General features: G+C 40.6%; 23 protein-coding genes. 19 read left to right on the top strand and 4 right to left on the bottom strand.

Annotated elements, in window-relative coordinates; genetic code table 11:
- The first annotated feature begins 8 nt into the window (after positions 1 to 8).
- The 5 genes from KX728_RS05490 (at position 9) to KX728_RS05470 (ending at position 3263) form a co-directional block, all read left to right on the top strand.
- The gene (locus KX728_RS05490; protein ID WP_215804606.1) at positions 9 to 1334 is read left to right on the top strand and encodes a glycosyltransferase family 4 protein; all 1326 of its coding nucleotides are present in this window, start codon (positions 9 to 11) and stop codon (positions 1332 to 1334) included.
- Positions 1335 to 1354: 20 nt separating this feature from the next.
- Complete coding sequence (locus tag KX728_RS05485; RefSeq protein WP_000735790.1) at positions 1355 to 1543, top strand: PspC domain-containing protein; 189 nt, start codon at positions 1355 to 1357, stop codon at positions 1541 to 1543.
- 29 nt (positions 1544 to 1572) lie between these two features.
- The gene (locus KX728_RS05480) at positions 1573 to 1707 is read left to right on the top strand and encodes a DUF4044 domain-containing protein (protein ID WP_000863851.1); all 135 of its coding nucleotides are present in this window, start codon (positions 1573 to 1575) and stop codon (positions 1705 to 1707) included.
- 71 nt (positions 1708 to 1778) lie between these two features.
- The gene (obgE, locus tag KX728_RS05475; protein WP_215804607.1) at positions 1779 to 3089 is read left to right on the top strand and encodes a GTPase ObgE; all 1311 of its coding nucleotides are present in this window, start codon (positions 1779 to 1781) and stop codon (positions 3087 to 3089) included.
- Between the two features lie 9 nt (positions 3090 to 3098).
- Positions 3099 to 3263 (top strand): hypothetical protein, encoded by a 165-nt coding sequence (locus tag KX728_RS05470; RefSeq protein WP_215804608.1) that lies wholly within the window; start codon positions 3099 to 3101, stop codon positions 3261 to 3263.
- 35 nt (positions 3264 to 3298) lie between these two features.
- Here the strand turns inward: KX728_RS05470 and KX728_RS05465 are convergent, their stop codons facing one another.
- The 3 genes from KX728_RS05465 to KX728_RS05455 all read right to left on the bottom strand — a co-directional run bounded on the left by KX728_RS05465 (position 3299) and on the right by KX728_RS05455 (position 6570).
- Positions 3299 to 3769 carry an arginine repressor gene (locus KX728_RS05465; protein ID WP_001043018.1) on the bottom strand — a complete coding sequence of 157 codons (471 nt, stop codon included), beginning with the start codon at positions 3767 to 3769 and terminating at the stop codon, positions 3299 to 3301.
- 320 nt (positions 3770 to 4089) lie between these two features.
- Positions 4090 to 4245: a hypothetical protein gene (locus KX728_RS05460; RefSeq protein WP_215804609.1), complete on the bottom strand. Its 156-nt coding sequence runs from the start codon at positions 4243 to 4245 to the stop codon at positions 4090 to 4092.
- Positions 4246 to 4287: 42 nt separating this feature from the next.
- Complete coding sequence (locus KX728_RS05455; protein ID WP_215804610.1) at positions 4288 to 6570, bottom strand: Xaa-Pro dipeptidyl-peptidase; 2283 nt, start codon at positions 6568 to 6570, stop codon at positions 4288 to 4290.
- A 392-nt stretch (positions 6571 to 6962) separates the two neighbouring features.
- On the opposite strand from KX728_RS05455, the gene KX728_RS05450 reads away from it, so the two are divergent.
- The 9 genes from KX728_RS05450 (at position 6963) to sdbB (ending at position 18248) form a co-directional block, all read left to right on the top strand.
- On the top strand, positions 6963 to 10064 hold the full coding sequence (locus tag KX728_RS05450) for a DNA polymerase III subunit alpha (RefSeq protein ID WP_215804611.1): 3102 nt from the start codon (positions 6963 to 6965) through the stop codon (positions 10062 to 10064).
- Positions 10065 to 10145: 81 nt separating this feature from the next.
- Positions 10146 to 11153 carry a 6-phosphofructokinase gene (gene pfkA / locus KX728_RS05445; RefSeq protein ID WP_000820876.1) on the top strand — a complete coding sequence of 336 codons (1008 nt, stop codon included), beginning with the start codon at positions 10146 to 10148 and terminating at the stop codon, positions 11151 to 11153.
- A gap of 66 nt (positions 11154 to 11219) precedes the next feature.
- The gene (gene pyk / locus KX728_RS05440; protein ID WP_215804612.1) at positions 11220 to 12725 is read left to right on the top strand and encodes a pyruvate kinase; all 1506 of its coding nucleotides are present in this window, start codon (positions 11220 to 11222) and stop codon (positions 12723 to 12725) included.
- Positions 12726 to 12885: 160 nt separating this feature from the next.
- Complete coding sequence (gene murA / locus KX728_RS05435) at positions 12886 to 14145, top strand: UDP-N-acetylglucosamine 1-carboxyvinyltransferase (protein WP_084937855.1); 1260 nt, start codon at positions 12886 to 12888, stop codon at positions 14143 to 14145.
- Between the two features lie 15 nt (positions 14146 to 14160).
- On the top strand, positions 14161 to 14712 hold the full coding sequence (locus tag KX728_RS05430) for a GNAT family N-acetyltransferase (protein ID WP_001028745.1): 552 nt from the start codon (positions 14161 to 14163) through the stop codon (positions 14710 to 14712).
- Entirely contained in the window at positions 14705 to 15982 is a 1278-nt protein-coding gene (spxR, locus tag KX728_RS05425) for a CBS-HotDog domain-containing transcription factor SpxR (protein WP_000033809.1), read from the top strand. The genes KX728_RS05430 and spxR overlap by 8 nt, the downstream gene beginning before the upstream one ends.
- A gap of 15 nt (positions 15983 to 15997) precedes the next feature.
- Positions 15998 to 16858, top strand: a complete 861-nt coding sequence (locus KX728_RS05420; RefSeq protein WP_045617004.1) for a methionyl aminopeptidase — start codon at positions 15998 to 16000, stop codon at positions 16856 to 16858.
- Between the two features lie 125 nt (positions 16859 to 16983).
- Positions 16984 to 17691, top strand: a complete 708-nt coding sequence (gene ccdA2 / locus KX728_RS05415) for a thiol-disulfide oxidoreductase-associated membrane protein CcdA2 (RefSeq protein ID WP_045617965.1) — start codon at positions 16984 to 16986, stop codon at positions 17689 to 17691.
- A gap of 11 nt (positions 17692 to 17702) precedes the next feature.
- A complete protein-coding gene (gene sdbB / locus KX728_RS05410; RefSeq protein WP_045617005.1) occupies positions 17703 to 18248 on the top strand; it encodes a thiol-disulfide oxidoreductase-associated lipoprotein SdbB in 546 nt (181 codons plus the stop codon).
- Between the two features lie 31 nt (positions 18249 to 18279).
- Here sdbB and pbp3 read toward each other — a convergent pair whose 3' ends face one another.
- Positions 18280 to 19521, bottom strand: coding sequence for a D-alanyl-D-alanine carboxypeptidase PBP3 (gene pbp3 / locus KX728_RS05405; protein ID WP_045617006.1), 1242 nt, complete (start codon positions 19519 to 19521; stop codon positions 18280 to 18282).
- A gap of 104 nt (positions 19522 to 19625) precedes the next feature.
- Here pbp3 and KX728_RS05400 point away from each other — a divergent pair, with 104 nt between their 5' ends.
- The 5 genes from KX728_RS05400 to ffh all read left to right on the top strand — a co-directional run bounded on the left by KX728_RS05400 (position 19626) and on the right by ffh (position 24427).
- Complete coding sequence (locus KX728_RS05400) at positions 19626 to 20735, top strand: AI-2E family transporter (RefSeq protein WP_000489825.1); 1110 nt, start codon at positions 19626 to 19628, stop codon at positions 20733 to 20735.
- A gap of 212 nt (positions 20736 to 20947) precedes the next feature.
- Positions 20948 to 22144 carry an elongation factor Tu gene (gene tuf, locus KX728_RS05395; RefSeq protein ID WP_045617007.1) on the top strand — a complete coding sequence of 399 codons (1197 nt, stop codon included), beginning with the start codon at positions 20948 to 20950 and terminating at the stop codon, positions 22142 to 22144.
- Between the two features lie 141 nt (positions 22145 to 22285).
- Positions 22286 to 22618 (top strand): putative DNA-binding protein, encoded by a 333-nt coding sequence (locus KX728_RS05390; protein ID WP_000402068.1) that lies wholly within the window; start codon positions 22286 to 22288, stop codon positions 22616 to 22618.
- Positions 22619 to 22620: 2 nt separating this feature from the next.
- The gene (locus tag KX728_RS09410) at positions 22621 to 22836 is read left to right on the top strand and encodes a hypothetical protein (RefSeq protein WP_045617008.1); all 216 of its coding nucleotides are present in this window, start codon (positions 22621 to 22623) and stop codon (positions 22834 to 22836) included.
- A gap of 19 nt (positions 22837 to 22855) precedes the next feature.
- Positions 22856 to 24427, top strand: a complete 1572-nt coding sequence (ffh, locus tag KX728_RS05385; protein WP_045617009.1) for a signal recognition particle protein — start codon at positions 22856 to 22858, stop codon at positions 24425 to 24427.
- Positions 24428 to 24461 lie beyond the last annotated feature (34 nt).

Below are 24461 nucleotides of genomic sequence, written 5' to 3'. Positions count from 1 at the left end.
GGTAATTTATGCGAATTGGTTTATTTACAGATACCTATTTCCCTCAGGTTTCCGGGGTCGCGACTAGTATTCGGACTTTGAAAACTGAGCTTGAAAAGCAGGGGCATGCAGTTTTTATCTTTACAACAACAGATAAAGATGTGAACCGCTACGAGGATTGGCAAATTATTCGCATTCCGAGTGTCCCTTTCTTTGCGTTTAAGGATCGACGATTTGCCTACCGAGGTTTTACAAAGGCGCTTGAAATTGCCAAGCAGTATCAACTCGATATCATTCATACCCAGACAGAATTTTCACTTGGTTTGTTAGGGATTTGGATTGCGAGAGAATTGAAAATTCCAGTTATTCATACCTACCATACCCAGTATGAAGACTATGTGCATTACATTGCTAAGGGCATGCTAATTCGTCCGAGTATGGTAAAATATTTGGTGCGTGGCTTCCTTCATGATGTAGATGGCGTGATTTGCCCTAGTGAGATTGTTCGTGACCTTTTATCTAAATACAAAGTCAAGGTTGAAAAGCGTGTCATCCCAACTGGAATTGAGCTGGCTAAGTTTAAACGACCTGAGATCAAAGAGGAAAACTTACTAGAGCTTCGCTCGAAGTTAGGTATTCAGGAAGGCGAGAAAATGCTGCTGAGTCTTTCTCGTATCTCCTTTGAGAAGAATATCCAAGCAGTCTTAGCAGCCTTTGCGCAGGTTTTGAAAGAAGAAGATAAGGTGAAGTTGGTTGTTGCTGGAGACGGACCTTATCTGGATAGTCTGAAAGAACAAGCAGGGAAATTAAACATACAAAAACATGTGATTTTTACAGGTATGATTGCTCCGAGTGAGACAGCCTTGTACTATAAAGCAGCTGATTTCTTTATTTCAGCCTCTACGAGTGAAACTCAGGGTTTAACCTATCTAGAAAGTCTAGCCAGTGGAACGCCTGTTATTGCTCATGGCAATCCCTATCTTGAAAATCTGATCAATGATAAAATGTTTGGGACCCTCTACTATGGAGAACGAGAGCTTGCGGGCGCTATCCTTGAAGCATTGATCGCTACTCCTGATATGTCTGAACAAAAGTTGGCTGATAAGTTGTACGAGATTTCGGCTGAAAATTTTGGGAAACGAGTTCATGAGTTTTACCTTGATGCCATTATCTCAAATAACTTTGAACATGAGCTACATGATGGACAACCTGTCACTCAGCGCTTCTTAAAAACGATTCTCTATCTACCTCAACAAGCTGTTACAAGCCCAGTAAAAGAATCCAAGCGTATTTTAAGAGCGTCTCGAAAACAATTGTCTAGCATCAGAGATTATTGGAGAGACGAATTCAAATAATAGAATAAGAGGAAGAAAAAATGAAAAAATTAATGAGAAGCGGAAAAGATCAAAAAATTGGTGGAGTATGCGCAGGAGTTGCTCATTATTTTGATATTGATCCAACAATTGTTCGTGTCATTTGGGCTGTTCTTGCATTTTGTTATGGGACAGGAGTCCTTGCTTATATCATTTTATGGTTGATTGCACCAGTTTCAACAGAATATTAAATTAGAATTATATAGAAAAAGGAGAAGTTATGGCTTTTGGAGATAACGGAAAACGTAAAAAAACTTTGTTTGAAAAGGTGACACTTGTTGTCGTGCTCATCATGTTGTTTGTAACCCTTGCTGGTATCTTTGCAACTGCGCTTGGAGCTTTTAGTAGATTCTAAGCAAGCTACGAGGATAGAAACAATAACTAATGACTGGGTTCTCCCCAGCCTTTTTAAAGTGAGAAGAAAATATGAGTATGTTTTTAGATACTGCCAAGATTAAGGTCAAGGCTGGTAATGGTGGCGATGGCATGGTTGCCTTTCGCCGTGAAAAATATGTCCCTAATGGCGGTCCTTGGGGTGGTGATGGTGGACGTGGAGGTAATGTTGTTTTCGTGGTAGACGAAGGCTTGCGTACCTTGATGGATTTCCGTTATAACCGTCATTTCAAGGCTGATTCCGGTGAAAAAGGAATGACCAAAGGAATGCACGGACGTGGTGCAGAAGATCTACGTGTTCGCGTGCCACAGGGGACTACTGTATGTGATGCGGAAACAGGTAAAGTCATTACAGACTTGATTGAACATGGTCAGGAATTTATCGTGGCTCATGGCGGTCGAGGTGGTCGTGGAAATATCCGTTTTGCCACTCCCAAAAATCCTGCACCTGAAATCTCTGAGAATGGAGAACCAGGACAAGAACGTGAGTTGCAACTGGAATTGAAGATTCTAGCGGATGTCGGCTTGGTCGGTTTCCCATCTGTTGGAAAGTCAACATTGCTTAGTGTCATCACTTCAGCTAAACCCAAAATCGGTGCTTACCACTTTACGACGATTGTCCCTAATTTGGGTATGGTTCGTACGCAGTCAGGTGATTCTTTTGCAGTAGCTGACCTTCCAGGTTTGATTGAAGGAGCTAGTCAAGGTGTTGGTCTTGGAACCCAGTTTCTCCGTCATATCGAACGCACTCGAGTTATCCTCCATGTCATCGATATGTCAGCTAGTGAAGGACGTGATCCTTATGAGGACTACCTTGCGATCAATAAGGAATTGGAATCTTATAACCTTCGTCTCATGGAACGTCCACAGATCATTGTGGCCAACAAGATGGATATGCCTGAAAGTCAGGAAAATCTAAAAACTTTTAAGGAAAAGTTGGCAGCAAACTACGACGAGTTTGAGGAACTTCCAGCCATCTTCCCAATTTCTGGTCTGACTAAGCAAGGCTTGGCGACTCTTTTGGACGCGACAGCTGAATTGTTAGACAAGACTCCAGAATTCCCGATTTATGATGAATCCGATATGGAAGAAGAGGCTTACTATGGCTTTGACGAGGAAGAAAAAGCCTTTGAGATTAGTCGTGATGATGATGCGACATGGGTGCTTTCTGGTGAGAAACTCATGAAACTCTTTAACATGACCAACTTTGACCGTGACGAATCGGTCATGAAGTTTGCCCGTCAGCTTCGTGGTATGGGGGTTGACGAAGCCCTTCGTGCACGTGGAGCCAAAGATGGTGATTTGGTTCGCATCGGTAAATTTGAGTTTGAATTTGTAGACTAGGAGATTGATATGGGAGATAAACCGATATCATTCCGAGATGCAGATGGAAATTTTGTTTCTGCAGCAGATGTGTGGAATGAAAAGAAACTAGAAGAATTGTTTAATCGTCTAAATCCTAAACGTGCTCTTCGATTGGCGCGTATAATGAAAGAAGAAACACAGTCAAAGAAATAAAAAATTCCCGTGATCTTTTAATCACGGGATTTGTTTTATTCACTAAAGAAAAATGGTGGTGCATATTTTTTAAGACTTTCAAAACACGCTTGCGCTTTTGTAGCATCTTCACAGATAATCATGCAGACATCGTCTCCACAAAGGGTTGCAACGATATCTGGAAAGGCCAAGGAATCAATTACAGATCCAAATGATTGGGCTAAACCGGGTAAAGTTTTCAAAATAACCTGGTGTTGCACAGGACGCAGCATAACAAGAGCGTCTTCCATATAGTTTTCAAGACGTTTTTCCCACTTGGAGATAGAGCCTGTATTTAGCACATAATAAGAATTATCCTCTTCGCGCACTTTTGAAAGGTTCATGGTTTTGATATCGCGTGATAAGGTAGCCTGAGTAACTTGGATATCATTTTCCGCTAATAATGCTTGTAATTCAGCTTGTGTATGGATTTTGTTTTTTGAAACGAGGGCGCGGATAAGTTGGTGTCTGTGTTCTGATTTGTTCATAAAGTAAGTACTCCTTTTACAAGGTACAGTAGCGTGGACTGAACGAAAATGTCAGTCGGGTGGTAGGCGGTATTGTCACGTATGATGATTTTAAAGTCAGTAGGATAAAGAACTAGATGGAGAGATTCTCCTTCTTTTAACTTGTTACTAGTTGGGTGCAGATAAACTGGGTAGCAATCTGTTCATCTACATTGATGTTCTTTAATGACAGTGAATCATTTAATTTGGGTAGCTTTTTGTCACGGCGTTTTGTGAATTCACTCTAAATGTAATTCACAGAGATTTCCAACATGTGGTCTGGTAGCGTGTATGATAAATGGTTACACATGTTGGTTAGAGGGAGCATCTTTTGTCCAAGTTCTATCTAGGGCTTCTAAAATGCTTTCAGATGAACTGGATTTGATACGAAGTTTATGTTTGATTCGACTGTTCAAGTGGAAAGCCTTGGTTATAGGAAGTTCAATGGTCAAATTCATTAACTTTTCCTTTGAATATTTCCATATTGAAAGTCTGGTAGATTATACCTTTTGACAAGGTAGGATAAGACTAGACTGTGCTAAATCAACAGTCAATTGATAGTCTGTATTGTCTCGAATTGTAATTTCAAAGTCAGTCGTATAGAGGACCAAACGGAGAGAATCTCCTTTTTTTAACTTGTAAATAGTTGGTTGCAGTTCAAATTGCACCTCCATCCATTCATCCGCAGTGATATCCTCTACTAAGAGTAAATCTTTTCTATTTTGAAGATTGAGGTAGCCTTTAGTGATGACACGTTGGGCACTTGGATTGAATGGCAGTTCGCAGAGATTTTCAAGCATGTGGTAGCGACCGTTGTCAATGGTTCTAGCACTTAAAACAGCTGGATAAGGCTGTAGATATTTCTTTTGTCCAAGTTCTAACAGTTGGGCTGATAAGAGCCCTTTGTTTGTACTTGATTTGACACGAAGTTTCAGCTTGACTCGACCATTTAAATGAATGTCTTGACTTACTGGAAGGTCAATGGTGATCTGATTGGCTTTTCCTTGGTAAAGTTCTGTGTTGAAGGTCTGGTAAGTCTTGCCATAACGCTCAAAATCTTCTTGATCATACTGGTTTTGAATCACTTTTTCCTCATTACCAAGAGAGAAGGTATGCAGTTCATCCTGCTTGCCAAAGTTATCAAGACCTTGCCATTTTTGCGGTGCGATATTGTCCTGCCAGATGACAGTCGGAAGTTGATAGCCTGAGTCAAGTCCTAACAATTTCTTACTTAACAAGGCATTCATGGACTCGCGGAAGTCGATCGACTGCCAGTTGTTCATATAGACATGGGCACCATGATGGAAAAAGAGGTGCTTATTGATATGGCTAGGAAGAGCATGAAACATCTGGTAAACATGAAGAGGTTTGACGTTCCAATCCTGGGAACCATGCGTAAAGACGACCTCAGCTTGAACCTTGTGAGCATTGAGCAGATAGTTGCGGTCATGCCAAAACTGATTGTAGTCACCAGTCTTGCGATCGAGTTTCTCTTTAACCTTCTCTAAATCTGCCTGATGAGCTTCATTGCCACGAATATAGTCACCGGCTTGGAGGTTGCGAGAGTAGGTCAGTTCAGCAAGTGAGTCAAAATCCTCACCTGGATAGCCACCTGGGCTAGTCACTAGACCATTTTCCCGATAGTAGTTGTACCAAGAGGAAATACCTGCTTCCGCGATGATGACTTCTAAGCCATCAACACCAGTGGTGGCGAGACCATTGGACATGGTACCTAGATAGGAAATACCTGTTGTTGCGACTTTGCCGTTTGACCAGTCAGCTTTGACTTGGCGTTTGCGCGTGTGGTCGGTGAAAGCACGACAACGGCCATTGAGCCAGTCAATGACATTTTTATAAGCTTCAATCTGCTGGTAGTCACCATTGGTCATGAGCCCTTGGGAATCCCTGGTACCAACACCCGATACATAGAGATTGGCAAATCCACGTGGGAGGAAGTAGTCATTTAGAGTATATGAGCTATTGATATGAGATAGCTTTTCTTCAGCTTCTGAGACGACTTCTGCTTGACCATGAGGTTCAACTAAATTCAGCTTAGGTTCCTCAAGTTCAATGGTGTGGGGCAGTTTGACCTCAAGCTCCCCTTCCATTTTGTAGAGAGCCTTGTCACTGGCTTTGTCGTTGGTCCCTTGGTGATAAGGGCTGGCAGTCATAAGAGCAGGTACTTGACCATCATAACGCGGGCGAATAATGCTGACCTTGACTAAGTCAGGGAGACCGTCGTTATCAGTATCCACACGGCTCTCGACATATACGACTTCACGAATGACATTGTGAGTAGAGAAGGTTGCCAAGCTCTTACCGTTAAAGTAGTGGTAGTGATTATCTTCTGAAATGAGTCCATCACTAACAAGCTGATCGATGAACGTGTTTCCTTTTTTCGTTCGCGTATTGAGTAACTGATAAAGATTTTCAATGAGATCTCCATAAACAATAGGAAAACCAGTTTCTTTACGAAACTGTTCGGCATCCTCAAAGTCAACAAGATAGCTAAATCCTAAAAGTTGAAAAACTACTGTGTAGAAAATCTCCGCAGTTAACTCACGGTCTGACTGGAAAAAGGTTACTAAATCTGTTTCTTTATCCGCAGCCAATGTGGACAAGGCATAATTCGTGTTAGAATAAGTGAAAAAACTCCAACGAATGAAGTCTTCAAACTGTCTTTTTAAGGACAGTTGGGGTGACAGCTTTAGACCAAGACCTTCTAATTCCTCAAATCGTTGAGAACTAGTGGTTGGTTGGTAGCTGAATTGATTAAAACGCATGTTTCTCTCCTTTGAAAACAGACTGGATTTATTATATCAAAAAAGAGGGAAAAATGGAATAAATAAACTTAAATGAAATAAATTTCTTAAACCAGCATATCTATTTGGTAAGTTATTATAAAATGCTGAATAAATACCATAGAAGTAAGCCTTTTTCTAGAGATTTTTATATGTAAAACTGCATATAACTCCTATCTTTATTATTCTTCGTTTGGTATAAATATATCTAAATTTACATTTAAAACTATTATATAATATTAATTTTTTATTTGCTTCCTTTAAAAAATGAAAAAGTTTGTAACTGATGATATTGAAAAGAAAGTGCAGAGTTGCTTCAATATCCAGCTTAAAATGGTATAATAGTAGTAAAACGAAAGCAAGGAGGAGAAGAAATGATTGCACAGCTCGACACCAAGACTGTTTATAGTTTTATGGAAAGTGTGGTTTCGATTGAAAAATATGTACAAATGGCTAAAGAATACGGCTATTCTCACCTTGCTATCATGGATGTAGATAATCTCTATGGAGCCTATCATTTTCTAGAAGCAACTCGTAAGCATGGCATTCAGCCTTTAATTGGTTTAGAAATGACCTTGGTCAAAGATGAGGAGAATCTCTCTCTACGTTTTCTAGCCCTATCCACTAAAGGTTATCAAGAGTTGATGAAGTTATCCACTTTAAAAATGACTGGACGGAAAAATTGGTCTGACTTCACCTCCCACCTCGAAGATGTTGCTATTATTGTTCCCTATTTTAATGGGGTCGAACAGTTGGATTTGGGGGTTGATTTTTTTATCGGTGTTAGTCCAGATACTCCTCAAGAAGTCTTTACCAGACCCATTCTTCCACTCTATCAAGTCAACTCTTTTGAAAAAGAAGACCTACAGGTTTTACAAATCTTGTCAGCAGTCAAGGACAATGTCAGCCTGAGAGAAGTGGATCTACATTCACAACAGGGAATCTTTCTACCAGCCTCAGACTTAGAAGCAAGATTTAAAAATCGTTTTCCTCAGGCGCTTGCCAATCTCCAAGGTCTGATAGAGAATGTAAGCTATCAAATCGACCCAAGTTTAAAACTTCCTCGCTTTAATCCTGAAAGACCAGCGGTCGAAGAACTTAGAGAGAGAGCTGAGCAAGGCTTGAGTGACAAGGGGCTAACCTCAGCTATTTATCATGAGCGACTGAATGAGGAATTAGCTGTGATTCATGATATGGGCTTTGACGACTATTTCCTTGTAGTTTGGGATTTGCTCCGTTTTGGACGTTCCCAAGGCTACTATATGGGAATGGGGCGTGGTTCTGCGGTTGGTAGTCTAGTAGCTTACTCACTGGATATTACAGGGATTGATCCGGTTGAAAAGAACTTGATTTTCGAGCGCTTTTTAAATCGTGAGCGTTATACCATGCCCGATATCGATATCGACATCCCTGACCTTTATAGGCCGGAGTTCATTCGCTATGTTCGTGATCGGTATGGTAGTCAACATGTGGCACAGATTGTCACTTATTCGACCTTTGGAGCAAAACAGGCAATTCGTGATGTTTTCAAACGTTATGGTGTCCCTGAGTACGAATTAACCAATATTACGAAAAAAATCAGTTTTCGAGATACGCTAACGACAGCCTATGAAAAGAATTTGCAGTTTAGGCAGATTATCAATAGCAAGATTGAATACCAAAAAGCTTTTGAGATTGCTCGAAAGATTGAAGGTTATCCTCGTCAGACCTCTATCCATGCGGCAGGAGTTGTTATGAGTGACCAAGACCTGACAGACTATATTCCACTTAAATACGGTGAGGATATGCTCATCACTCAATATGATTCACATGGTGTTGAAGCCAATGGACTTCTAAAAATGGATTTCCTAGGTCTTCGTAACTTAACTTTTGTCCAAAAAATGCAGGAATTATTGGCTGAGTCAGAAGGTGTTCATCTGAAAATCGAAGAGATTGATTTGGAAGACAAGGCAACTCTGGGCCTCTTTGCTGCTGGAAATACCAAGGGGATTTTCCAATTTGAACAACCTGGCGCCATTCGACTCTTGAAACGAGTTCAGCCGCAAGTCTTTGAAGAGGTAGTAGCCACAACCTCACTCAACAGACCGGGGGCAAGTGATTATATTGATAATTTTGTCGCTCGTAAGCATGGTAAAGAAAAGGTGACGGTGTTAGACCCTGCCTTAGAAGACATCCTTTCATCAACCTACGGTATTATGCTCTATCAAGAGCAGGTCATGCAGGTAGCTCAACGCTTTGGAGGATTCAGTCTTGGTAAAGCCGACATTCTCAGACGTGCCATGGGTAAGAAAAATGCCAAAGAGATGCATCTGATGAAGGAAGATTTTATCACAGGAGCTATGAAATTGGGGCATACAGAAGAAAAGGCCAACCAAGTTTTTGCAGTGATGGAAAAGTTTGCAGGTTATGGATTTAACCGATCCCACGCTTATGCATACTCAGCACTGGCATTCCAACTAGCTTATTTCAAGACACACTATCCTACTATTTTCTTTCAAGTTATGTTGAACTATTCTAGCAGTGATTACATTGTAGATGCATTGCAGATGGGCTTTGAAGTAGCTCCTTTAGCAATAAACAGCATTCCCTATCATGATAAGATTGCTCAGAAGAAAATCTATCTTGGTTTGAAAGCTATTAAAGGGATGCCGAGAGATTTGTCTTACTGGATTATTGAAAATCGTCCTTTCTCAAGCATTGAAGATTTCGTCACACGTCTTCCCAAGAATTACAAGAAACTGTCGCTTCTAACGCCTTTGGTTGAACTGGGGCTTTTTGATGAATTTGACAAGAATCGCCAGAAAATCTTAGTGAACCTACCAAACTTATTTGTCTTTGTTGAGGAGTTGGGTGGACTCTTTGCGGATACAAATTATAGTTGGACTGAAGCTGATGATTTTACTGAGGCAGAGAAATTTTACAAAGAGCAGGAACTGATTGGGGTAGGTATCAGTCCCCATCCTCTCCAAACTCTTGCCAAACAAGCCCTATATCCGACCACTCCAATCACTAATCTAACCGAGGGAGCTCAAGCCACTCTCCTAGTTGAAGTGCAAAAGATTAAAGTGATTCGAACCAAGAAAGGCGAGAGTATGGCTTTTCTACAGGTTCATGATAGTAAGTCTCGGATGGATGTAACTGTATTTTCAGACCAATATAGAAAATTTGCTTCCAATTTATCCGAAGGGAAATTTTACTACATCAATGGCAAAGTTCAATCTCGAGATGGTCGTCTGCAAATGATTGCACAAGATTTGAAAGAAGCAGTGGCGGAACGATTCTGGATTCAAGTTAAAAATCATGAAAATGATAAAGAGATTTCAAATATCCTAGAACAATACAAAGGCCCAATCCCTGTCATTATCAGGTATGAAGAGGAAGGAAAAACGGTTGTTTCTACACAACATTATGTAAGAAAAGATTCTGCTCTAGAGGAAAAGTTAGAGGGAATTGCTATGAAAACGATTTATCGCTAAAAATACGGAAAATAGAAGAATTTTCGATTTAAATGTGGTATAATCAGTAAGAATGTTAAAAGAAAAAGGAGCATAAACCAAATGAAACGTATTGCTGTTTTGACCAGTGGTGGAGACGCCCCTGGTATGAATGCTGCCATCCGTGCAGTAGTTCGCCAAGCAATCTCAGAAGGAATGGAAGTTTTTGGTATCTATGATGGGTACGCTGGTATGGTTGCCGGTGAAATTTATCCACTTGATGCTGCTTCAGTAGGAGACATCATTTCTCGTGGTGGTACTTTCCTTCACTCTGCTCGTTACCCTGAGTTTGCACAACTTGAAGGCCAACTTAAAGGGATTGAGCAATTGAAAAAACACGGTATCGAAGGAGTCGTAGTTATCGGTGGAGACGGTTCTTATCACGGAGCTATGCGCTTGACGGAACATGGATTCCCAGCTATCGGACTTCCAGGAACTATTGATAACGATATCGTAGGGACTGATTTCACAATTGGATTTGATACTGCAGTTACGACTGCTATGGATGCTATTGATAAGATTCGTGATACGTCATCAAGTCACCGTCGTACTTTCGTTGTTGAAGTAATGGGACGTAACGCTGGTGATATCGCTCTTTGGGCAGGTATCGCAACTGGTGCTGACGAAATCATCATCCCTGAAGAAGACTTCAAGATGGAAGATATCGTTGCAAGCATCAAAGCTGGTTATGAATGTGGTAAGAAACACAACATCATCGTTTTGGCTGAGGGAGTTATGTCTGCGAATGAGTTTGGTAAGAAACTCAAGGAAGCTGGAGACACTAGTGACCTTCGTGTAACTGAACTTGGACACATCCAACGTGGTGGTTCACCAACCGCTCGTGACCGTGTATTGGCATCACGCATGGGTGCACACGCTGTTAAACTTCTTAAACAAGGAATCGGTGGTGTCGCTGTTGGTATCCGTAACGAGAAAATGGTTGAGAATCCAATTCTTGGAACAGCAGAAGAAGGAGCTTTGTTTAGCTTAACAGCTGATGGTAAGATCGTTGTTAACAACCCTCATAAAGCTGATCTTGAACTTTCTGATTTGAACAAGAGCTTGTCCTAATCAACTTTCATTAATTTGGTAACATGACCATAAAAGGTCGAATTATATAAAGGAGTCACAAAAATCATGAACAAACGTGTAAAAATCGTTGCAACTTTAGGTCCTGCGGTTGAAATCCGTGGTGGTAAAAAATTCGGTGAAGACGGATACTGGGGTGAAAAACTTGACGTTGAAGCTTCAGCTCAAAATATTGCTAAATTGATTGAAGCAGGAGCAAACACTTTCCGTTTCAACTTCTCACACGGTGACCACCAAGAACAAGGTGAGCGTATGGCAACTGTTAAACTTGCTGAAAAACTTGCAGGTAAAAAAGTTGGTTTCCTTCTTGATACTAAAGGACCTGAAATCCGTACAGAATTGTTTGAAGGTGACGCAAAAGAGTACTCTTACAAAACTGGTGAAAAAATCCGTGTTGCAACTAAACAAGGAATCAAATCAACTCGTGATGTGATTGCTTTGAACGTTGCTGGTGCCCTTGATATCTACGATGATGTTGAAGTTGGTCACCAAGTTTTAGTTGACGATGGTAAATTGGGTCTTCGTGTTTTCGCAAAAGACGATGCAACTCGTGAATTTGAAGTAGTCGTTGAAAATGACGGTATCATTGCTAAGCAGAAAGGTGTAAACATCCCTAACACTAAAATTCCTTTCCCAGCACTTGCTGAACGTGATAACGATGATATCCGTTTCGGTTTGGAACAAGGTATCAACTTCATCGCGATTTCATTCGTACGTACTGCAAAAGACGTCGACGAAGTTCGTGCAATCTGTGAAGAAACTGGTAATGGTCACGTTCAATTGTTTGCGAAAATCGAAAACCAACAAGGTATCGATAACTTGGATGAAATCATTGAAGCTGCTGACGGTATCATGATCGCTCGTGGTGACATGGGTATCGAAGTACCATTCGAAATGGTTCCAGTTTATCAAAAAATGATCATCACTAAAGTGAACGCAGCAGGTAAAGTTGTTATCACAGCAACAAACATGCTTGAAACAATGACTGAAAAACCACGTGCAACTCGTTCAGAAGTATCAGACGTATTTAATGCTGTTATCGACGGAACTGATGCTACAATGCTTTCAGGTGAGTCTGCAAACGGTAAATACCCACTTGAGTCAGTAACAACAATGGCTACAATTGACAAGAACGCTCAAACTCTTCTTAACGAATACGGACGTTTAAACTCAGATACATTCGAACGTAACTCTAAGACAGAAGTTATGGCTTCAGCTGTTAAAGATGCTACTAACTCAATGAACATCAAATTGGTTGTTACTCTTACTAAGACTGGTCACACAGCTCGTTTGATTTCTAAATACCGTCCAAATGCTGATATCTTGGCATTGACATTCGACGAATTGACAGAGCGTGGATTGATGTTGAACTGGGGTGTTATCCCAATGTTGACTGAAGCTCCATCATCAACTGATGCTATGTTCGAAATCGCTGAACGTAAAGCAGTTGAAGCAGGTCTTGTAGAATCTGGTGACGATATTGTTATCGTTGCAGGTGTGCCACTTGGAGAAGCTGTTCGTACAAACACAATGCGTATCCGTACAGTACGTTAATCTAACACAAAAACCTATCATTTCAGGCTGAAAAGCTTGAGTGATAGGTCTTTTTTTATCAAAATGAGATGGTATTTAGTAAATAGGAATGGGAAAAAACTGAAAATTATGGTATAATAGAATGAAAAGACCTTTTTAGTAAATTTTGAAAGAGTAAAACATGAGAAAAATTGTCATCAATGGTGGACGTCCATTGCAAGGTGAGATCACCATTAGTGGTGCTAAAAATAGTGTTGTAGCGCTTATTCCAGCTATTATCTTATCAGATGATATTGTCACTTTAGATTGTGTTCCAGATATTTCAGACGTTGCTAGTCTTGTCGAAATCATGGAAATTATGGGGGCGACTGTTAAGTGTTATGAGGATGTCTTGGAGATTGATCCAAGAGGTGTTCAAAACATTCCTATGCCTTATGGCAAGATTAATAGCTTGCGTGCTTCTTATTATTTCTACGGAAGTCTTTTAGGTCGCTTTGGTGAAGCTACAGTTGGACTTCCTGGTGGATGTGATCTGGGGCCTCGTCCGATTGACCTTCACTTAAAAGCCTTTGAAGCCATGGGTGCTAAGGTCAGCTATGAGGGAGATAATATGAATTTATCTGCCCAAGGTAAGGGGCTTCATGGCGCAAGTATATACATGGATACCGTCAGCGTTGGTGCAACGATTAACACGATGATTGCTGCAGTTAAAGCTAAGGGACGCACTGTTATTGAAAATGCGGCTCGTGAACCGGAAATTATTGATGTCGCTACCCTTTTGAACAATATGGGGGCCCATATTCGTGGTGCAGGAACTGATATTATCATTATTGATGGTGTCGAGAAACTTCATGGAACGCGTCATCAGGTTATTCCAGATCGTATTGAAGCTGGGACTTATATTTCGCTTGCTGCTGCGGTTGGTAAAGGAATTCGTATTAACAACGTTCTTTATGAGCATCTTGAAGGTTTTATCGCCAAACTCGAGGAAATGGGCGTTCGTATGACGGTCTCAGAAGACAGTATCTTCGTTGAAGAACAGTCTGATTTGAAGGCCATCAATATCAAAACAGCTCCTTATCCTGGTTTTGCAACTGATTTGCAACAGCCTATCACGCCACTTTTACTAACTGCCCAAGGTCGTGGAACCATTATTGATACGATTTATGAGAAACGTGTTAACCATGTCTTTGAGTTATCAAAAATGGATGCGGATATTACGACTACAAACGATCACATTATCTACAACGGTGGTCGTAAGTTACACGGGGCAAGTGTAAAAGCTACAGACTTGCGAGCTGGTGCTGCACTTGTCATCGCTGGCTTGATGGCTCAAGGCCAGACTGAAATTACGAATATTGAGTTTATCCTTCGTGGCTACTCAGATATTATTGAAAAATTGCGTAGTCTTGGAGCGGATATTACACTCGTTGAAGACTAAGCCGTTGAGGTGATTATGAATATTTGGACCAAATTAGCAATGTTTTCTTTTTTTGAAACGGAGCGCTTGTATTTGCGTCCTTTCTTTTTTAGTGACAGTCAAGCGTTTTTCGAGATTGCTTCAAACCCTGAGAATTTACAGTTTATTTTTCCCAGTCAAGCAAGTTTGGAAGAAAGTCAGTACGCCCTTGCTAACTATTTTATGAAGAATCCTCTGGGTGTTTGGGCAATTTGTCTCCAAGGAAATCAGGAAATGATTGGCTCCATTAAATTTGAAAAGATTGATGAAATCAAAAAAGAAGCAGAAATTGGTTACTTTTTAAAAAAAGATTCTTGGTCACAAGGTTTTATGACAGAAGTAGTTACCAAACTATGTCAGCTTTCATTTGAAGAATTTGGTTTAAAACAATTATCCATCATCACTCATTTGGAGAATCAAGCTAGTCAAAAAGTAGCCTTAAAATCGGGCTTTAGTCTCGTCCGACAGTTTAAGGGGAGCGATCGTTATACACGAAAAATGAGGGACTATCTTGAATTTCGATACATAAAAGGAGAATTCAATGAGTAAACACCAGGAAATTTTGTCCTATCTGGAAGAGTTGCCAATTGGAAAGAGAGTTAGTGTACGCAGTATTTCCAATCACCTAGGTGTTAGTGACGGAACCGCCTACCGAGCTATCAAAGAAGCTGAAAATCGTGGCATCGTTGAAACTCGGCCACGTAGTGGAACCATACGAGTCAAGTCCCAGAAAGTGGCTATTGAGAGGCTAACCTATGCTGAAATTGCTGAAGTCACCTCCTCTGAAGTTTTAGCTGGTCAGGAAGGTCTTGAGAGAGAGTTTAGTAAATTCTCCATTGGGGCTATGACAGAGCAAAATATCCTGTCCTATCTCCATGATGGGGGTCTTTTGATTGTAGGTGACCGTACTCGTATTCAACTTTTAGCGCTGGAAAATGAAAATGCAGTCCTCGTTACAGGTGGTTTTCATGTCCAAGATGATGTTCTTGAGTTGGCTAATAAAAAAGGGATTCCAGTTCTGAGGAGTAAACATGACACTTTTACAGTAGCGACCATGATTAACAAAGCCCTCTCAAATGTTCAAATCAAAACCGATATTCTGACAGTCGAAAAGCTCTATCGTCCCAGTCATGAGTATGGTTTTTTGAGAGAAACGGATACGGTCAAAGACTATCTAGACTTGGTCCGTAAGAACAGAAGTAGTCGTTTTCCAGTCATTAACCAACATCAAGTGGTTGTTGGGGTTGTTACTATGCGTGACGCAGGAGATAAATCCCCCAGCACGACGATTGACAAGGTGATGACACGTAGTATCTTTGTAACAGGCTTAGCGACCAATATTGCCAATGTTAGTCAACGGATGATCGCAGAAGACTTTGAGATGGTTCCGGTAGTCAGAAGTAACCAAACCTTACTCGGTGTCGTAACACGACGAGATGTCATGGAAAAGATGAGTCGTTCCCAAGTTTCAGCTTTGCCGACTTTCTCCGAGCAAATCGGACAAAAACTCTCTTATCATCATGATGAAGTAGTCATTACTGTTGAACCTTTTATGTTGGAGAAAAATGGTGTACTTGCTAATGGTGTCTTGGCTGAAATCCTCAATCACATGACCCAAGACCTTGTTGTCAATAGCGGGCGAAATCTCATCATTGAACAGATGTTGATTTATTTCTTGCAGGCTGTGCAGATAGATGATACTTTGCGGATTCAGGCTCGGATTATTCACCACACGAGACGCTCAGCTATTATTGATTATGATATTTATCATGGTCATCAGATTGTTTCAAAAGCAAATGTTACGGTTAAAATTAATTAGAATCTAGGAGAAAAAATGATAACTTTAAAATCAGCACGTGAAATCGAAGCCATGAACAAGGCTGGTGATTTCCTAGCTAGTATCCATATCGGCTTACGTGATTTGATTAAGCCAGGCGTGGATATGTGGGAAGTAGAAGAGTATGTTCGTCGACGTTGTAAAGAAGAGAATTTCCTTCCTCTACAGATTGGCGTGGATGGGGCAGTCATGGATTACCCCTATGCCACCTGTTGCTCTCTCAACGACGAAGTAGCTCATGCTTTTCCACGTCATTACATCTTGAAAGATGGCGATTTGCTCAAGGTTGACATGGTACTGGGTGGTCCGATTGCCAAATCCGACCTCAATGTATCTAAACTCAACTTTAACAATGTTGAGCAAATGAAAAAATACACACAAAGTTATACTGGTGGTTTAGCTGACTCATGTTGGGCTTATGCGGTTGGTACACCGTCTGAAGAAGTGAAAAACCTGATGGACGTGACCAAGGAAGCTATGTATAAAGGGATTGAGCAAGCAGTTGTTGGCAATCGTATCGGCGATATCGGTGCGGCCATTCAAGAATACGCTGAAAGTCGCGGTTATGGTGTAGTGCGTGATTTGGTTGGTCATGGTGTTGGTCCAACTATGCACGAAGAGCCAATGGTCCCTAACTATGGTGTTGCAGGTCGTGGTCTCCGTCTCCGTGAAGGAATGGTACTAACCATTGAACCCATGATCAATACTGGTGACTGGGAAATCGATACAGATATGAAGACTGGCTGGGCTCATAAGACTATAGATGGCGGCTTGTCTTGCCAATATGAACACCAGTTCGTGATTACCAAAGACGGTCCAGTTATCTTGACTAGCCAAGGCGAAGAAGGAACGTATTAAAAAAGGGAGCTTAGCTCCTTTTTTTGTGTCAAATTTTATCAAAATAAATAAGCGTAGCGGACTTCTTACAAATTTATCCTTTTGTAGTAAAATAGGATTAGAATTTTGAGAAAGTAGGTAATTTGTTGGAGTCGATTATATTTCTAGTATCCGTTTTTTTTGCAGGTATCCTGTCCTTCTTTTCACCCTGTATCTTTCCTTTGCTACCTGTCTATGCTGGTATTTTACTGGATGATCAGGGAAATTCGAAAAGCTTTCGCTTTTTTGGAAGAGACGTTGCATGGTCAGGTTTAATTCGAACCTTGTGCTTTATTGCTGGAATCTCCCTCATTTTCTTTATTTTAGGATTTGGAGCTGGATTCCTAGGGCACATGCTCTATGCAGACTGGTTTCGTTATGCTATGGGAATAGTCATTATTCTTTTAGGACTTCATCAGATGGAAATCTTGCATTTCAATAAACTGGAGGTTCAAAAGACAGTCACCTTCAAACAATCAAAGTCTAATCACTATCTGTCAGCCTTTTTACTTGGGATAACCTTTAGTTTTGGTTGGACCCCTTGTATCGGACCAGTCTTAAGTTCAGTCTTGGCCCTAGCAGCTTCCGGTGGCAATGGTGCTTGGCAAGGAGCCGTGTTAACATTAGTATACACATTGGGAATGGCCCTTCCTTTCATTGTTTTGGCCTTGGCTTCGGGCTGGATTATGCCCTACTTTAGTAAATTAAAACCCCATATGATCCTACTAAAGAAAATCGGGGGAGCTTTGATTATTTTGATGGGATTATTATTAATGCTAGGGCAGTTAAATGCCTTGTCAGGAATTCTTGGATAAAAGGAGAAAAAATGAAAAAAGTTATTTTTGCTGGATTGAGCCTCATGTCTCTATTCTTGTTGATTGCCTGTGGTGAAAAAGTAACCAAACAGACAAGCAGTCCAAAACAACCTGCTGTTCAACAAATCGCAGTCGGTAAGGATGCGCCAGACTTCACCTTGCAGTCTATGGATGGCAAAGAAGTGAAGTTATCAGACTATAAAGGGAAAAAGGTCTATTTGAAATTCTGGGCTTCTTGGTGTGGACCATGTAAAAAAAGCATGCCTGAGTTGATGGAATTAGCTGCCAAACAAGATCGAGACTTTGAAATCTTGAGTGTCATTGCACCAGGTCTCCAAGGTGAAAAAACAGTTCAAGACTTCCCAAAATGGTACCAAGAACAAGGCTACAAGGATATTCCAGTTTTATATGATACGCAAGCAACTACCTTCCAAGCCTACCAAATTCGTAGTATTCCAACGGAATACTTGATTGACAGTCAGGGTAAAATCGGAAAAATCCAATTTGGTGCTATTAGCAATGCTGATGCAGAAGCGGCTTTTAAAGAAATGAAATAAAGAAAAAATCGCGAAGAAAATCGCGATTTTTTTATAGTTTTTCATTGATAAAGCGGATAAATTGATTCCACCAAACCTTCAAAAAGAAGGCTTTTTCTACTTTCTTTTCAGAAACCATTTCAAAAGATGGTTTGTCAGAAGCGAGATAACCTTGGCCAATCAAATCTTGGTCCTCATAGGTTAAAGTACCAACAACCTTGCCTTCTTCCAATGGAGCCATTTCTGATGTTGATTTCGGTGTGAATTGGAGGGCTGGTGTAGTAGCGCTTCCGATGCGTTGGACGATGGAAATGTCTGACTTAGCGACAGCTGTCACATTATCTTCTTTACCATCAAGAACTGTTACTTTACTATCATTGTATGCTTCACCTTTCTGAACAACAGTTTTTAAGGCAAAGTTTGCAGAAATATAATCTAAAAGTGCAGAAGTAGCAGTAAAACGTGCATAAGGGTTGGTATCTTGTTGATCTGCATTTAAAACAACTGTAATAATACGCATCCCTTTCTCAACAGTTGTTCCAACGAATGAAGCACCAGCTTTATCAGTAGTACCTGTCTTTAGTCCATCAATACCACCACGATAGGCAGGCATTCCCTCCAACATATAGTTGGTTGAGTGGATTTCAAGTCCTGCAAAGGTAGAAGTTGGCTTTTTGGTGATTTCCAAAACTTGAGGATAATCTCGGATGAGGTTACGAGCGACTATTGCAACGTCGTAGGCACTCAACTTGTTTTCATCGTCTTTTTTAGAACCAGGATAGATATTATCGCCAAGGGTCTCATTATTTAAACCAGTAGTGTTTACAATAGTTGCATCTTGAATTCCCCATTCAAGAAGTTTAGCCCTCATCTTGTCTACAAAGTCTTTCTCAGAACCAGCAATCTTTTCTGCTAGTGCAATCGCAGCGCTGTTTGCACTGGATACCATTGTAGCCTCTAATAGTTGTTCAACAGTATAATTTCGAGCTTCCATAGGGACGTTACTCGCCTCAGAATTAGTTGTAAGTTTGTAAGGATAGTCCGAAATATCAACAGGTGTAGATAGGCTGATAGTTCCTTGTTCCAGAGCTTCATAGACCAAATAAATTGTAACAAGTTTGGTAATAGAAGCAATTTCTACAGGCTGATTTGCATCTTTTTCGTAGAGGATTTTTCCAGTTGTAGCCTCGACGGCAATGGCATGTTTAGCAGCAACATCAAACTCCTGAGCAGAAACAGTAGAAGCTGTTCCAAAAACTAAAAGTGTCATAAAAGATAAAATTATTTTTTTCATATTAGCTTTATTTTATCATAAAGAAAAAAAATATTCTCGCTTTTTTACTAAAGCCATCTTATCTTTTTCAGAAATATGGTAAAATGGAGAGAAGGAGGATACCGATGTTCCGTAGAAACAAATTATTTTTTTGGACAGCTGAAATTTTATTATTAACACTGATTTTCTATCTTTGGAGAGAAATGGGAGCCATCATTACTCCCTTCGTGACGGTTGTGAATACCATTATGATTCCATTTTTGCTTGGTGGATTTTTTTACTACATTACAAATCCAATCGTTACTTTTTTAGAAAAGAGATGTAAAATCAATCGTCTAATTGGTGTCTTGGTCACTCTTTGTGCCTTGATTGGTGCTATCGTGGTTGGGGTCGTCTATCTCTTGCCGATTCTGATTAATCAGTTGACCAGCTTGATTATTTCTAGTCAAAATATCTATAGCAGATTGCAGGATTTGGTTATTGATTTGTCGATGAACCCTATTTTCCAGAATATCGATATTCAACAAACAATTCAACAGTTAAATCTCTCCTATGTGGATATCCTACAGAATATCCTGAATAGCGTCAGCAATAGTTTAGGAAGTGTTCTTTCAGCCTTGTTTAGCACGGTTCTGATTCTCATTATGACCCCTGTATTTTTGATTTATTTCTTGTTGGATGGTCATAAGTTGCTACCAATGTTGGAACGAACTGTCTTAAAACATGATAAATTAAATCTTTCTAGCCTCTTAACCAACCTTAATACGACCATAGCGCGCTATATCAGTGGAATTGCAATTGATGCGGTTATTATTGGATGTTTAGCTTATATTGGTTATAGCGTTATCGGATTAAAGTACGCTCTTGTTTTTGCTATTTTTTCTGGAATCGCAAATTTGATCCCTTATGTCGGTCCAAGTATTGGCTTGATTCCGATGGTGATTGCGAATGTGTTCACGGATCCTCATCGTATGTTGATTGCGGTTGCTTATATGCTTATTATTCAACAGATTGATGGAAATGTTCTTTATCCACGTATCGTTGGAGGGGTTATGAAAGTACACCCGATTACGATTTTGGTACTCCTCTTATTGTCAAGTAATATCTACGGCGTCATAGGGATGATTGTAGCAGTGCCAACCTACTCTATTCTCAAAGAAATCACTAAGTTCTTGGCGAAATTATATGAAAATCATAAGGAAGCTAAAGAACTGGAAAAATCAGAATCCATTTAGAATCAGGGGAACCTGATTTTTTTGTGAGCATAATACCGCTTGAATTGTATAAAGAAGCAGAAGAACAGCACTTTGTAAGATTCAGATTAATTCATAAAATATGTGTAAAACACTTGCAATTTAGCAGAAATTTGATAAAATAGTAAGGAAAGTTAGACTGTATTGCCTACTGTCTATCTATAAAATATATTTTATTGGAGGCTTTTACTCAAATGGCAAAAGAAAAATACGATCGTAGTAAACCACACGTTAACATTGGTACTATCGGACACGTTGACCACGGTAAAACTACTTTGACTGCAGCTATCACAACTGTTTTGGCACGTCGCTTGCCTTCAGCAGTTAACCAACCTAAAGACTATGCGTCTATCGATGCTGCTCCAGAAGAACGCGAACGCGGTATCACTATCAACACTGCACACGTTGAGTATGAAACTGCAAAACGTCACTATGCTCACATCGACGCTCCAGGACACGCGGACTACGTTAAAAACATGATCACTGGTGCCGCTCAAATGGACGGAGCTATCCTTGTAGTAGCTTCAACTGACGGACCAATGCCACAAACTCGTGAACACATCCTTCTTTCACGTCAAGTTGGTGTTAAACACCTTATCGTCTTCATGAACAAAATTGACTTGGTAGACGACGAAGAATTGCTTGAATTGGTTGAAATGGAAATCCGTGACCTCTTGTCAGAATACGACTTCCCAGGCGACGATCTTCCAGTTATCCAAGGTTCAGCTCTTAAAGCACTTGAAGGTGATGCTAAATACGAAGATATCATCATGGAATTGATGGATACTGTTGATGAGTACATCCCAGAACCAGAACGTGATACAGATAAACCATTGCTTCTCCCAGTCGAAGACGTATTCTCAATCACTGGACGTGGTACTGTTGCTTCAGGACGTATCGACCGTGGTACTGTTCGTGTCAACGACGAAATCGAAATCGTTGGTATCAAAGACGAAACTCAAAAAGCAGTTGTTACTGGTGTTGAAATGTTCCGTAAACAACTTGATGAAGGTCTTGCCGGAGATAACGTAGGTGTCCTTCTTCGTGGTATTCAACGTGACGAAATCGAACGTGGACAAGTTATCGCTAAACCAGGTTCAATCAACCCACACACTAAATTCAAAGGTGAAGTCTACATCCTTACTAAAGAAGAAGGTGGACGTCACACTCCATTCTTCAACAACTACCGTCCACAATTCTACTTCCGTACTACTGACGTTACAGGTTCAATCGAACTTCCAGCAGGTACTGAAATGGTAATGCCTGGTGATAACGTGACTATCGACGTTGAGTTGATCCACCCAATCGCCGTAGAACAAGGTACTACATTCTCTATCCGTGAGGGTGGACGTACTGTTGGTTCAGGTATGGTTACAGAAATCGAAGCTTAATTCGATTAGGTTCCCAGAAGAACAATTATTTAAGTCAGACACTAAAAGAATCTTGCCTTGCAAGGTTCTTTTTTTATTCTTGACCTATTTAAAGTGCTCCTACTCTAGCAGTATAATCGTTTTTTTGGTATAATAAAAATTATGGAAATTGAAAAAACCAATCGTATGAATGCGCTTTTTGAATTTTATGCTGCGCTTTTGACAGACAAGCAGATGAACTATATTGAACTCTACTATGCTGATGACTACAGTCTTGCTGAGATTGCTGAAGAGTTCGGTGTCAGTCGTCAAGCTGTTTATGATAATATCAAGCGGACAGAAAAGATTCTAGAAGATTATGAGATGAAATTGCACATGTATTCGGACTACATTGTCCGCAGTCAGATTTTTGACCAGATCTTGGAGCGCTATCCCAAGGATGATTTTCTGCAGGAGCAGATAGAAGTTTTAACAAGCATTGATAATAGAGAATAAGTATGGGGAGTATAGTCATCTACAAAGGTATACCCTGTAAACTATTAGCTGCTGAGGCTCCTTTTCCCACAAGACTACAAATCCTCTCGCCTGATTCTATCTCTCGAGCTCTTCAAGAGGGATTTAGCTGTTGGGGATATCCAAATGAGATAATGAAAGAAGTCACTCCAGAAGAACTTGTTTGTTTACAAGATTTTGGACGTTTTCCACCGAATTAATGAAACATAGGAGAAAAAAATGGCATTTGAAAGTTTAACAGAACGTTTACAGAACGTTTTTAAAAATCTACGTAAAAAAGGAAAAATCTCTGAGGCTGATGTCCAGGAAGCAACCAAAGAGATACGCTTGGCCTTGCTGGAAGCCGACGTTGCTTTGCCTGTTGTGAAGGACTTTATCAAGAAAGTTCGTGAGCGTGCAGTCGGACACGAGGTCATTGATACCCTCAATCCTGCCCAACAGATTATTAAAATCGTTGATGAGGAATTGACAGCTGTTTTAGGTTCCGATACGGCAGAAATTATCAAGTCACCAAAAATTCCAACCATTATCATGATGGTCGGTTTGCAAGGGGCTGGTAAAACGACCTTTGCTGGTAAGCTGGCTAATAAACTTAAGAAGGAAGAAAATGCTCGTCCTTTGATGATTGCGGCAGATATTTATCGTCCAGCAGCCATCGATCAGTTGAAAACACTTGGACAACAAATCGATGTCCCTGTTTTTGCACTTGGAACAGAAGTGCCAGCTGTTGAGATTGTTCGCCAAGGTTTGGAGCAAGCGCAAGCCAATCATAACGACTATGTTTTGATCGATACGGCAGGGCGTTTACAAATCGATGAACTTCTCATGAATGAGCTTCGTGACGTTAAGGCCTTAGCCCAACCAAACGAAATCCTCCTTGTCATTGATGCCATGATTGGTCAGGAAGCGGCTAATGTTGCCCGTGAGTTCAATGCTCAGTTAGAAGTGACTGGTGTTATTCTTACCAAGATTGATGGGGATACTCGTGGTGGTGCAGCTTTGTCTGTTCGCCACATCACTGGTAAACCTATCAAGTTCACTGGTACGGGTGAAAAGATCACAGATATTGAAACCTTCCACCCAGACCGTATGTCAAGCCGTATCCTTGGTATGGGGGATATGTTGACCTTGATTGAGAAAGCTTCTCAGGAATACGATGAGCAAAAAGCACTTGAAATGGCTGAGAAGATGCGCGAAAACACCTTTGACTTCAATGATTTCATCGATCAATTGGATCAGGTGCAAAACATGGGGCCAATGGAAGACTTGCTCAAGATGATTCCAGGTATGGCTAACAACCCTGCCCTTCAAAATATGAAGGTGGATGAGCGCCAGATTGCGCGCAAACGTGCCATCGTATCTTCGATGACACCTGAAGAACGTGAAAACCCTGATTTGTTAAATCCAAGTCGTCGCCGTCGTATTGCTGCAGGTTCTGGAAATACCTTTGTCGAAGTCAATAAATTCATCAAGGACTTTAACCAGGCCAAACAGCTCATGCAAGGTGTCATGTCTGGTGATATGAACAAGATGATGAAACAAATGGGCATCAATCCAAATAACCTCCCTAAAAATATGCCAAATATGGGAGGAATGGATATGTCTGCCCTTGAAGGCATGATGGGGCAAGGTAGTATGCCGGATATGTCAGCTCTCGGAGGAGCAGGCATGCCAGATATGACCCAGATGTTTGGTGGCGGACTCAAAGGTAAAATTGGCGAATTCGCCATGAAACAGTCTATGAAACGCATGGCCAACAAAATGAAAAAAGCGAAGAAGAAACGCAAATAAAAAAAGGAAAGCAGAAATGCTTTCCCTGCATATA

Origin of the sequence: Streptococcus oralis (genome assembly GCF_019334565.1) — a bacterium.
Taxonomy (GTDB): Bacteria; Bacillota; Bacilli; order Lactobacillales; family Streptococcaceae; genus Streptococcus; species Streptococcus oralis_CR.
Note: the sequence above shows the minus strand (reverse complement) of the source record. Positions and strands in the feature narration are given on the sequence as shown.

Bases quoted from the DNA above. Each gene is read 5' to 3' on its own strand.
- KX728_RS05400 (WP_000489825.1), top strand. From the start codon at position 19,626: ATGTTCCGTAGAAACAAATTATTTTTTTGGACAGCTGAAATTTTATTA.
- KX728_RS05465 (WP_001043018.1), bottom strand. From the start codon at position 3,769: ATGAACAAATCAGAACACAGACACCAACTTATCCGCGCCCTCGTTTCA.
- KX728_RS05460 (WP_215804609.1), bottom strand. From the start codon at position 4,245: ATGAATTTGACCATTGAACTTCCTATAACCAAGGCTTTCCACTTGAAC.
- tuf (WP_045617007.1), top strand. From the start codon at position 20,948: ATGGCAAAAGAAAAATACGATCGTAGTAAACCACACGTTAACATTGGT.
- KX728_RS05485 (WP_000735790.1), top strand. From the start codon at position 1,355: ATGAAAAAATTAATGAGAAGCGGAAAAGATCAAAAAATTGGTGGAGTA.
- KX728_RS05470 (WP_215804608.1), top strand. From the start codon at position 3,099: ATGGGAGATAAACCGATATCATTCCGAGATGCAGATGGAAATTTTGTT.
- KX728_RS05455 (WP_215804610.1), bottom strand. From the start codon at position 6,570: ATGCGTTTTAATCAATTCAGCTACCAACCAACCACTAGTTCTCAACGA.
- KX728_RS05390 (WP_000402068.1), top strand. From the start codon at position 22,286: ATGGAAATTGAAAAAACCAATCGTATGAATGCGCTTTTTGAATTTTAT.
- KX728_RS09410 (WP_045617008.1), top strand. From the start codon at position 22,621: ATGGGGAGTATAGTCATCTACAAAGGTATACCCTGTAAACTATTAGCT.
- murA (WP_084937855.1), top strand. From the start codon at position 12,886: ATGAGAAAAATTGTCATCAATGGTGGACGTCCATTGCAAGGTGAGATC.
- pbp3 (WP_045617006.1), bottom strand. From the start codon at position 19,521: ATGAAAAAAATAATTTTATCTTTTATGACACTTTTAGTTTTTGGAACA.
- KX728_RS05480 (WP_000863851.1), top strand. From the start codon at position 1,573: ATGGCTTTTGGAGATAACGGAAAACGTAAAAAAACTTTGTTTGAAAAG.
- ffh (WP_045617009.1), top strand. From the start codon at position 22,856: ATGGCATTTGAAAGTTTAACAGAACGTTTACAGAACGTTTTTAAAAAT.
- pyk (WP_215804612.1), top strand. From the start codon at position 11,220: ATGAACAAACGTGTAAAAATCGTTGCAACTTTAGGTCCTGCGGTTGAA.
- spxR (WP_000033809.1), top strand. From the start codon at position 14,705: ATGAGTAAACACCAGGAAATTTTGTCCTATCTGGAAGAGTTGCCAATT.
- KX728_RS05420 (WP_045617004.1), top strand. From the start codon at position 15,998: ATGATAACTTTAAAATCAGCACGTGAAATCGAAGCCATGAACAAGGCT.
- pfkA (WP_000820876.1), top strand. From the start codon at position 10,146: ATGAAACGTATTGCTGTTTTGACCAGTGGTGGAGACGCCCCTGGTATG.
- KX728_RS05490 (WP_215804606.1), top strand. From the start codon at position 9: ATGCGAATTGGTTTATTTACAGATACCTATTTCCCTCAGGTTTCCGGG.
- obgE (WP_215804607.1), top strand. From the start codon at position 1,779: ATGAGTATGTTTTTAGATACTGCCAAGATTAAGGTCAAGGCTGGTAAT.
- KX728_RS05430 (WP_001028745.1), top strand. From the start codon at position 14,161: ATGAATATTTGGACCAAATTAGCAATGTTTTCTTTTTTTGAAACGGAG.
- KX728_RS05450 (WP_215804611.1), top strand. From the start codon at position 6,963: ATGATTGCACAGCTCGACACCAAGACTGTTTATAGTTTTATGGAAAGT.
- sdbB (WP_045617005.1), top strand. From the start codon at position 17,703: ATGAAAAAAGTTATTTTTGCTGGATTGAGCCTCATGTCTCTATTCTTG.